This is a genomic window from Arthrobacter sp. E70 (assembly GCF_058266945.1).
In genome coordinates this window covers 21,934-30,930 of record NZ_JBYQFR010000024.1, presented here as the reverse complement: position 1 = coordinate 30,930, position 8,997 = coordinate 21,934, and the positions used below count along the sequence as shown (strand labels likewise).

The 8,997-nt window shown below is 67.3% G+C and carries 8 protein-coding genes; 7 read left to right on the top strand and 1 reads right to left on the bottom strand.

Translation table 11 applies throughout. The annotated features are described in order from the left end of the window. Positions 1-516: 516 nt before the first annotated feature. Positions 517-1,395, bottom strand: coding sequence for a hypothetical protein (locus AC3IMC_RS20010; RefSeq protein ID WP_490920651.1), 879 nt, complete (start codon positions 1,393-1,395; stop codon positions 517-519). On the opposite strand from AC3IMC_RS20010, the gene AC3IMC_RS20005 reads away from it, so the two are divergent. The 7 genes from AC3IMC_RS20005 to pyrG all read left to right on the top strand — a co-directional run bounded on the left by AC3IMC_RS20005 (position 1,384) and on the right by pyrG (position 8,986). Then, positions 1,384-2,244 carry a hypothetical protein gene (locus AC3IMC_RS20005; protein WP_490920650.1) on the top strand — a complete coding sequence of 287 codons (861 nt, stop codon included), beginning with the start codon at positions 1,384-1,386 and terminating at the stop codon, positions 2,242-2,244. The two genes, AC3IMC_RS20010 and AC3IMC_RS20005, sit on opposite strands and share 12 nt — an antisense overlap. Before the next feature lie 6 nt (positions 2,245-2,250). Continuing rightward, positions 2,251-3,240 (top strand): HAD-IIA family hydrolase, encoded by a 990-nt coding sequence (locus tag AC3IMC_RS20000; protein ID WP_490920649.1) that lies wholly within the window; start codon positions 2,251-2,253, stop codon positions 3,238-3,240. A 9-nt stretch (positions 3,241-3,249) separates the two neighbouring features. After that, positions 3,250-3,486, top strand: coding sequence for a hypothetical protein (locus AC3IMC_RS19995; RefSeq protein WP_490920648.1), 237 nt, complete (start codon positions 3,250-3,252; stop codon positions 3,484-3,486). After that, positions 3,486-4,301, top strand: coding sequence for a TlyA family RNA methyltransferase (locus tag AC3IMC_RS19990; RefSeq protein WP_490920647.1), 816 nt, complete (start codon positions 3,486-3,488; stop codon positions 4,299-4,301). Before AC3IMC_RS19995 ends, AC3IMC_RS19990 begins: the two co-directional genes overlap by 1 nt. A 13-nt stretch (positions 4,302-4,314) precedes the next feature. Continuing rightward, positions 4,315-5,340 (top strand): NAD kinase, encoded by a 1,026-nt coding sequence (locus tag AC3IMC_RS19985; RefSeq protein WP_490920646.1) that lies wholly within the window; start codon positions 4,315-4,317, stop codon positions 5,338-5,340. 4 nt (positions 5,341-5,344) lie between these two features. Next, complete coding sequence (gene recN, locus AC3IMC_RS19980) at positions 5,345-7,084, top strand: DNA repair protein RecN (protein WP_490920644.1); 1,740 nt, start codon at positions 5,345-5,347, stop codon at positions 7,082-7,084. Between the two features lie 114 nt (positions 7,085-7,198). Further along, entirely contained in the window at positions 7,199-8,986 is a 1,788-nt protein-coding gene (gene pyrG, locus AC3IMC_RS19975) for a CTP synthase (RefSeq protein WP_490920642.1), read from the top strand. Positions 8,987-8,997: the final 11 nt, after the last annotated feature.

The following is an 8,997-nucleotide window of genomic DNA, read 5'->3' as shown; positions in this document are numbered from 1 at the left end:
AACCAAAAACCCACCCCAAACCCTGGGCACAGCCCCCAAGAAAAACCAGGCACGCCCCATCAGCTAACACCCCTAATCCAGGGACGCCCCATCACGTGACGCCGCCACCTGCAGGAGGTGATGGCGGATCCACGCAGAACTGGCAGGACCTGATGGCGCGTCCTTGGGGAAGGGGCGGGACATGCTGGCGCGTCGGTGGGGAGGCGGCAGGATGTGATGGGGCGTCGGTGGGGAAGCGGCGGGAGAGAGGCTTTGTGAAGATGGCCACGATGCTGTTGCCAGGGCCCGCTGTGTCCCGGCGGATTTTGCGGCTCCACTAGAATTGATGAAGATGTACGGACTTCCGAGCGCTTGATGCGGGGTCGCGTAGGAAACGAAACGAGCGGCTGCCTTTGCGCCAGTGGTCGGCTCACAACAGGAGGAATCCATATGGCCGAGCACAACGGCGACCGCGGCAACGACCGCGGCGCCTTCCGGGGCAACAACAACTCCGGTGGGGATCCTCGTGGTTTCCGTTCACGCGGGGACCGGGACGGAAACTACTCCTCCCGTGGCTCTGGCAGCGGTGGCGAGCGTAGGCAGTTCGGTGATCGTGACCGGAAGCCGTTTGGTGATCGTCCGCGCCGTGATGGCGAAGGTGACCGCCGTGGTTTCGGCGGTGGCGAGCGTAAGCAGTTCGGTGATCGCGATCGCGCGCCCTATGGCGACCGTGATCGGAAACCCTTTGGTGATCGTCCGCGCCGTGATGGCGAAGGTGACCGCCGTGGTTTCGGCGGTGGCGAGCGTAAGCAGTTCGGTGACCGTGACCGGAAACCCTATGGTGATCGTGATCGCGCGCCCTATGGTGACCGTGATCGGAAACCCTCTGGTGATCGTCCGCGCCGTGATGGCGAAGGTGACCGGCGCGGTTTCGGCGGTGGCGAGCGTAAGCAGTTCGGTGACCGTGACCGCAAGCCGTTTGGTGACCGTGACCGGAAGCCGTTTGGTGACCGTCCGCGTCGCGAGGGGGATGAGCGCCGCAGTTTCGGTGACCGTGACCGGAAGCCGTTTGGTGACCGTCCGCGCCGTGAGGGGGAAGGCGACCGCCGCGGTTTTTCCGGTGGGAACCGCAAGCCCTTCGGTGACCGCCAGGACCGTGGACCCCGTAGTTTCGAGGGTGGCCCGTCCCGCGGTGCCTCGCCCCGCGGTGATTCCGGTCCGCGCAGCTTTGGCCGTAGCCAGGAGGAACGTCCGGCCCGTGTACCCAATGCTGCCGACCTTCGCAGCGCCAACCGCCCGGACCGGGAACGTTCGCCGGAAATCGACGAGGACGTCACGGGCAAGGAACTTGACCGTGCCACCCAGCACCAGATCAAGACCCTCGAGGCCAAGAGTGCAGAATGGGTGGCCCGCCACCTGGTGATGGCCGGCAGGCTTATCGACGACGAACCGGAGCTTGCCTTCCAGCACGCCCTGGCTGCCAGCCGCCGTGGCGGACGGCTTGCCGCCGTCCGCGAGGCCGTAGGACTGACTGCCTACGCGGCCGGCCACTACGGCGAGGCGCTGCGCGAGTTCCGCACCTTCCGCCGCATCAGCGGTTCGAACGTGCACCTCCCTGTCATGGCGGACTGCGAGCGTGGCCTCGGACGGCCCGACCGCGCACTCGATGTTGCCCGCTCCGAAGAAGCCCAGGACCTCGACGCACCCGGCAAGGTGGAGCTTGCCATGGTTGCCGCTGGAGCCCGCACGGACCTCGGTCAGCTGGACGCCGCGGTGGCGGAACTCGAAATCCCGCAGCTGGACATCAACCGCGCGTTCTCCTACAGCCCCCGCCTGTTCCGTGCCTACGCCGACGCGCTCAAGGCCGCAGGCCGGGAAGCTGAGGCGGAGAAGTGGAGCCGGCAGGCCGTCGTGGCCGAAAATGCCCTGGGCCAAGGTGTGGACGAGGAACCCGAAATTATCGATCTTGGCTGGGACGAGGAAGAAGAGGCGCGCGAAGAGGCCGAGCGCCGCAGGATGCTGGACCGCGCATCCAGGGCCCCTGAAGCCTCTGAACCAGAGCCTTCCCAAGCGCCTGCCTCCAAAGCAGCCCGCGCCACCGAGGCGAAGGCCGCCCAGGACAGCAACCTCGATGACCAGGACGCCGATTACTTCGTCTCCGATGACGCAGAATCGGACGAGGACTCGGTGGAAGACGACGATTTTGAATCCCCGCTGGATGAAGAGTCCACCAGGGGCAACGGCCAGGACACCAGGGAAGACTGACAGCGCATGAGTGAAGTTTCCCTGGTATCGCGCTTCGACGCGCTCCTCGCCGACTTGGACGGCGTAGTTTATGCCGGCCCCCACGCCATACCCGGAGCAATTGAGTCGCTCACGCAGCTTTCCGGGCTGGGCATCGGGCTGGGTTATGTAACGAACAACGCCTCCCGGTCGCCGGCAGAAGTTGCTGCCCATCTCCGCGAGCTGGGTGCGCCGGCAGAGGACAACCAGGTGGTGAGCTCCTCCCAGGCGGCGGCGGATCTGCTGGCCTCGCTGTTGCCTCCCGGCTCCAGGATCCTCATCACCGGCAGCCCGGCGCTTGCCCGCGAAATCGAGTTGGTAGGCCTGGTGCCGGTCGGCAGCCAGGACGAGGAACCCGTGGCCGTGGTCCAGGGGTTCAACCCGGCCATCGGATGGAAGGATCTGGCCGAAGCCACCTATGTGGTCAATGCCGGTGCACTCTGGGTGGCCACCAATACGGACATGTCCATCCCCCAGGCACGAGGGATCGCCCCGGGCAACGGCACCTTGGTGGCCGCGGTGGCTGCGGCCACCGGCCAGCAGCCCAGGGTCGCAGGCAAGCCTGAGGCCCCGCTTTTCCACTCAGCCGCCAAGCGTCTCGGCGCCGAGCGGCCCCTTGTGGTGGGCGACCGCCTGGACACGGACATCCTGGGCGGCAACAACGCCGGCTTTGCCACCGTCGCCGTCCTGACCGGCGTCGACACGCGCGAGACCATTCTGGCGGCCCGGGCTGCGGAACGTCCGGACTACGTCATTGGCTCACTCACCGACCTGCACCGGCCCTACCCGGACGTGACGCACGACGACGGCACATACACCTGCGGCAACGCGACGGCACGCGTGGCCAATGGGGCGGTGGGCATCATTGGCAGCAAGGAGGACCTGGATTCCTGGCGGGCGGCCTGCGCTGCGTGGTGGGCAGCCACCCCCGACGCCGCAACGGCAAAAGCGCCCAAGCTGGCCTGGTTGGATCACTAGACTGGTCGGATGACTGAGCTGAACACCGACGACGGACCCGCGGCTGTCCAGCCGGCCCCGGACTGGCCGGCCAGCCAAAGGGAAGTGGCGGACCCCCTGGTGCAGCGCGCGCTCGACCAGTTGGAGACACTGCCGCAGGTCCCGGTATCGGAGCACGAGGGGATATACAACGTGCTCCACGATGAGCTGCTGGCAGCCCTCAACGAGGACCCCGCAGGCAGCGGACCCGCGGGCGGCGGAGCCTGATGGCAGTGCGCCTCGACCAGGCACTGGTTGCGCGCGGGCTGGCCCGGTCGCGTACGCACGCAGCCTCGCTCATCGCCGAAGGCAAGGTCACCTCGGGCGGCTACGTCCTCGCCAAAGCCTCCCTGCAGGTTGACGAAAGCCGGGACCTCGCTGTCGAACTTGATGACCAGGACACCTACGCCAGCCGGGCAGGGTACAAGCTGGCCGGTGCCCTCGACGCCTTTCCCGAGGTCTCGGCACGCGGCAAAAGGTGCCTCGACGCAGGCGCCTCCACCGGGGGCTTCACCGACGTCCTCCTGCGCCGGGGCGCGGCACACGTGGTGGCGGTCGACGTCGGGCACGGCCAGCTGGTGCCGCACCTGCGCGACGATCCCCGCGTGGAAGTCCACGAGGGGATGAACGTCCGGTACATGGCCCCGGAGGACATCGGCGGCCCGGCCGCCCTGACCGTCGCCGACCTGTCCTTCATCTCCCTCACCCTGGTGGTGCAGCCGCTGTCGCACTGCACCGAACCCGGCGGCGACCTGGTGCTGATGGTGAAGCCGCAGTTCGAAATCGGCAAGGACCGCCTGGGCCGCACCGGCGTCGTCACCTCGGAACGGGAACGCCGCATGGCCGTGGAGAAAGTCGCCACGGCAGCGCTCGACGCCGGGCTGGACCTGTGCGGGCTGGCGGCGAGTCCGCTGCCGGGCCAGGACGGAAACGTCGAATACTTCCTGTGGATAAAACGCAGGATCAGCAAAGACTTGCCTAAGATCGAAGAGCGGGAGGCAGCAGCGGCTGCCTTGCTCGGACAAATCTGGCCGAACCACTAGAGAGCGGAACCTGATGAGCAGGCGTGTACTGGTCCTCGCCCACACCGGCCGCGAGGAGTCGTTGAAGGCCGCCTGGGAAGCCTGCGCCCTGCTGCATGGCTCGGGCATGGTCCCGGTGATGCAGGAATCCGAGCTGGCGGACATGGAACGGTTCTTCGGGCACCTCGCCCAGCCGGTAGAGGTGCTGCACGACCATGTCCAGCTTCCCGACGTGGAACTCGTCATGGTCCTCGGCGGGGACGGCACCATTCTCCGCGCCGCAGAACTGGTCCGGGAGGTGGACGTCCCGCTGCTTGGCGTCAACCTCGGCCATGTCGGCTTCCTCGCCGAAAGCGAGCGGGCCGACCTCGCCCAGACTGTTGAATGGGTGGCGAGCCGCGAATACACGGTGGAAGAACGCATGACCATCGACGTCCAGGTCTGGGTCCGGGGCCAGAAAATCTGGCACACCTGGGCGCTGAACGAGGCCGCCATCGAGAAGGCCAACCGCGAACGGATGCTCGAAGTGGTCACCGAAGTGGACGAACGGCCCCTGACCTCCTTCGGTTCTGACGGCATCGTGCTGGCCACCCCCACCGGGTCCACCGCCTACGCCTTCTCCGCGGGCGGCCCGGTGGTGTGGCCCGAGGTGGAAGCCCTGGTGATCGTGCCGATCAGCGCCCACGCGCTCTTTGCCAAACCGCTCGTCGTCTCGCCCCGCTCAAAGCTGGCCGTGGAGGTCCTCAGCCGTACCGACGCGCAGGGTGTGCTGTGGTGCGACGGCCGGCGCTCCGTGGACCTGCCGCCGGGGGCGCGCGTCGAAGTCACCAAATCGGCCAATCCGGTGCGCCTCGCGCGGACCCACCAAACACCGTTCTCCGCCCGCCTCGTCCGAAAGTTCCAGCTCCCTATCCATGGCTGGCGCGGGCCGGTGCCCAAGTCCGATGCCATCCACACCGGTCCCATCCCCATCGTGCGGACACCCCGGCCCATGCCCCCGCTGCAGGTACCGCAGCCGGCCGACCCTGACAGCGATCCCGATCCCTCGACTGCAAAGTGACGTCATGCTTGAAGAACTGAGAATCCGCGATCTTGGCGTCATCACCGACGCGACGCTCCCACTGGGGCCGGGACTGAGCGTGGTGACCGGTGAAACCGGTGCCGGAAAGACCATGGTGGTCACCGCCGTCGGCCTGCTGCTCGGTGCCCGCTCTGACGCCGGTGCGGTGCGGAGCGGGGCGAAGAGCGCCACGGCGGAGGCTGTGCTGAAGCTCGACGCCGGGCACCCGGCCGTTGCCCGGGCCCTGGACGCCGGCGCGGAGGCAGAAGAGTTCGACGGCGGCGCGGAGCTGATCCTCGCCCGGCGCCTGGGTGCCGACGGCCGGAGCCGTGCCTTCCTTGGCGGGCGCGCCGCCCCCGTGGGCGTCCTCGCCGAGATCGGCGAATCCCTGGTGGTGGTCCACGGCCAGTCGGACCAGATCCGGCTCAAGGGAGCGGCCGCCCAGCGCGGAGCCCTGGACAAGTTCGCCGGCGAAACACTGGCTGGCCCGCTGGCCGCCTACCAGGACCTCTACAGCCACTGGAAGTCCAGCCAGGCTGAACTGGACGCCCTCCGCAGCGCGGCACGGGACAGGCTCCGCGAAGCCGAATCCCTGGACGCAGCCCTCGCCGAGATCGACGCCGTGGACCCGCAGCCGGGGGAGGACGAGCTGCTGAAGGCCGAGGCCGTGAAGCTCGCTAACGTCGAGGAACTGAGGATCGCCGCCAGCACCGCGCACCAGGCCCTCATCGCGGAGGACTTCGGCGACGCGGGTGATGCCACCACTCTGGTCGACGCCGCGAAGCGCACCCTGGAGCATGTGGCCGAACACGATGCCGAGCTTGGTTCCGCTGCCGCGCGGCTGGCAGAAGTCGGATTCCTGCTCAATGACATCGCCACCGAGCTCGCCAGCTACCAGGCGGGGCTGGACACCGAGGGACCGGAACGCCTCGCCGAAATCGAGGACCGCCGGGCGGCCCTGGCAAAACTGGTACGCAAGTACGCCCCCACCATCGACGAAGTGCTGGTGTGGGCCGAGACCGCGCGCGTCCGCTACGACGAGCTGCAGGACGATTCCTCGCGGATCGAGGCACTGGACGCAGAGGTGGTCCGCGCCGAGGCCGAACTGACCAAGCAGGCTGGGGCCATCAGCAAGATCCGGGCCAAGGCTGCGAAGGACCTGTCCGCCCGGGTCAGTGCCGAACTGAAGGCCCTGGCGATGGCCGACGCCACGCTGGTCATCACCATCGAGGGGGCCGGCCAGCTGGGACCGCACGGTGCCGACGAGATCTCCTTCCTGCTGCAGCCGCACTCCGGCGCCCCGGCCCGGCCCCTGGGCAAGGGCGCGTCCGGCGGTGAACTGTCCCGCGTCATGCTCGCCATCGAAGTGGTGCTGGCAGCCGTGGATCCCGTCCCCACCTTCGTCTTCGATGAGGTGGACGCGGGCGTTGGCGGCCGTGCCGCCGTCGAAATCGGCCGTCGCCTGGCCATGCTGGCCCGCCACGTCCAGGTCCTGGTGGTCACGCACCTGCCGCAGGTGGCTGCCTTTGCGGACCAGCACATCACCGTCACCAAGACATCCGTCCGGGGAGCCGACGGCGGCACCGCCACCGGGTTCACCTCCAGTGATGTTCGCCTCCTGGACGGAACGGAACGCGTCCGCGAACTGGCCCGCATGCTGGCCGGGCAGGAGGACTCGGAGTCGGCGCAGGCGCACGCCCAGGAACTGCTGGATGACGCGAAACTCCTGCCACAGCGGGCCTGACGGGCGAAAACCGGAAGGCTTAAAGCGGAAAGTCCCCTTGAACAAACGGGCCCTGGACCAGCAGACTGGAACGCTTGGGAACCCGTCCCTCCCGATCTGTGGAAGGCTCAATTGATGATAGGCTCGAATTCCGTGGTGCAGCGATCAAATTCCCGTGTAAATTCCCGGTTCCCGGGCTCCTCCAAGACGACCAAGCACATCTTCGTCACCGGCGGTGTGGCGTCCTCGCTCGGAAAGGGGCTGACGGCTTCCAGCCTCGGCCACCTGCTGCGGGCACGCGGCCTGTCCGTAACCATGCAGAAGCTCGATCCCTACCTGAACGTGGATCCGGGCACGATGAACCCCTTCCAGCACGGCGAGGTCTTCGTCACCGACGATGGCGCCGAGACGGACCTGGACATCGGGCACTACGAGCGCTTCCTCGACGAGAACCTCGAGGGCTCCGCCAACGTGACCACCGGCCAGGTGTACTCCACGGTCATCGCGAAGGAACGCCGCGGCGAGTACCTCGGCGACACCGTGCAGGTCATCCCGCACATCACTGATGAGATCAAGCGCCGCATGCGCTTGCCTGCCGAGGGCAAGAACGCTCCGGACGTCATCATCACCGAAATCGGCGGCACGGTGGGGGACATCGAGTCCCAGCCGTTCCTCGAATCCGCCCGCCAGGTCCGCCAGGACATCGGCCGGAACAACGTCTTCTTCCTGCACGTCTCGCTCGTTCCGTACATCGGCCCGTCCCAGGAACTGAAGACCAAGCCCACGCAGCATTCCGTGGCTGCACTGCGCTCCATCGGCATCCAGCCTGAGGCGATCGTGATCCGCTCGGACCGTGAGGTGCCGGATGCCATGCGCGAAAAGATCGGCCGCATGTGCGACGTCGACATCGATGCCGTCGTTAACGCTGCGGACGCCCCCAGCATCTACGACATCCCCAAGACCCTGCACGGCCAGGGCCTGGACTCCTACATCGTCCGCGCACTCGACCTGCCCTTTAAGGACGTCGACTGGACCAGCTGGGACCGGCTGCTGGAGGCCGTCCACAACCCCAAGCACCACGTCGAGATTGCCCTGGTGGGCAAGTACATCGACCTGCCCGACGCCTACCTTTCGGTCACCGAAGCGCTGCGCGCCGGGGGCTTCGCCAACGAGGCGAAGGTTAAGATCCGCTGGGTTCCGTCCGACGAGTGCGAGACCCGCGAAGGTGCCATTAAGGCGCTCGACGGCGTGGACGCCATCTGCGTGCCGGGCGGCTTCGGCATCCGCGGGCTTGAAGGCAAGCTCGGCGCCCTGAAATTCGCCCGCGAAACCAAACTGCCTGTCCTGGGCCTCTGCCTTGGCCTGCAGTGCATGGTGATCGAGTACGCCCGCAACGTGGTGGGCCTGGAAGGTGCCTCCTCCAGCGAGTTCGAGCCCGACTCCAAGTACCCTGTGATCGCCACCATGGAAGAGCAGCTGGAGTACGTCGAAGGCCGCGGCGACCTCGGCGGCACCATGCGCCTGGGCCTCTACGAAGCCAAGCTCGACGAGGGCTCGGTCATTGCCGGAACCTACGGCAAGACCACCGTCAGCGAACGCCACCGGCACCGCTACGAGGTCAACAACAAGTACCGCCAGCAGATTGCCGACAAGGGCCTGGTCTTCTCCGGCACCTCCCCTGACGGCAAGCTGGTGGAGTTCGTTGAGCTGCCTGCCGACGTCCACCCGTACTACGTTGCCACCCAGGCACACCCCGAGCTGAGCTCCCGGCCCACGCGTCCGCACCCGCTGTTCGCGGGCCTGGTCAAGGCGGCGCTGGACCACCAGGACGCCGCTCACCGGAACGGTGCCCGGGGCGTTGCCGACACGGCAGTGCCCGCGGCTGGCGAGCCTGCAGCATCGGGTAGCGTTACCGCTAAGTAATCAATAGAACA

Coding starts and splice junctions, on each gene's coding strand:
- AC3IMC_RS20000 (WP_490920649.1), top strand. CDS start 2,251: ATGAGTGAAGTTTCCCTGGTATCGCGCTTCGACGCGCTCCTCGCCGAC.
- AC3IMC_RS19995 (WP_490920648.1), top strand. CDS start 3,250: ATGACTGAGCTGAACACCGACGACGGACCCGCGGCTGTCCAGCCGGCC.
- AC3IMC_RS19990 (WP_490920647.1), top strand. CDS start 3,486: ATGGCAGTGCGCCTCGACCAGGCACTGGTTGCGCGCGGGCTGGCCCGG.
- AC3IMC_RS19985 (WP_490920646.1), top strand. CDS start 4,315: ATGAGCAGGCGTGTACTGGTCCTCGCCCACACCGGCCGCGAGGAGTCG.
- recN (WP_490920644.1), top strand. CDS start 5,345: ATGCTTGAAGAACTGAGAATCCGCGATCTTGGCGTCATCACCGACGCG.
- pyrG (WP_490920642.1), top strand. CDS start 7,199: ATGATAGGCTCGAATTCCGTGGTGCAGCGATCAAATTCCCGTGTAAAT.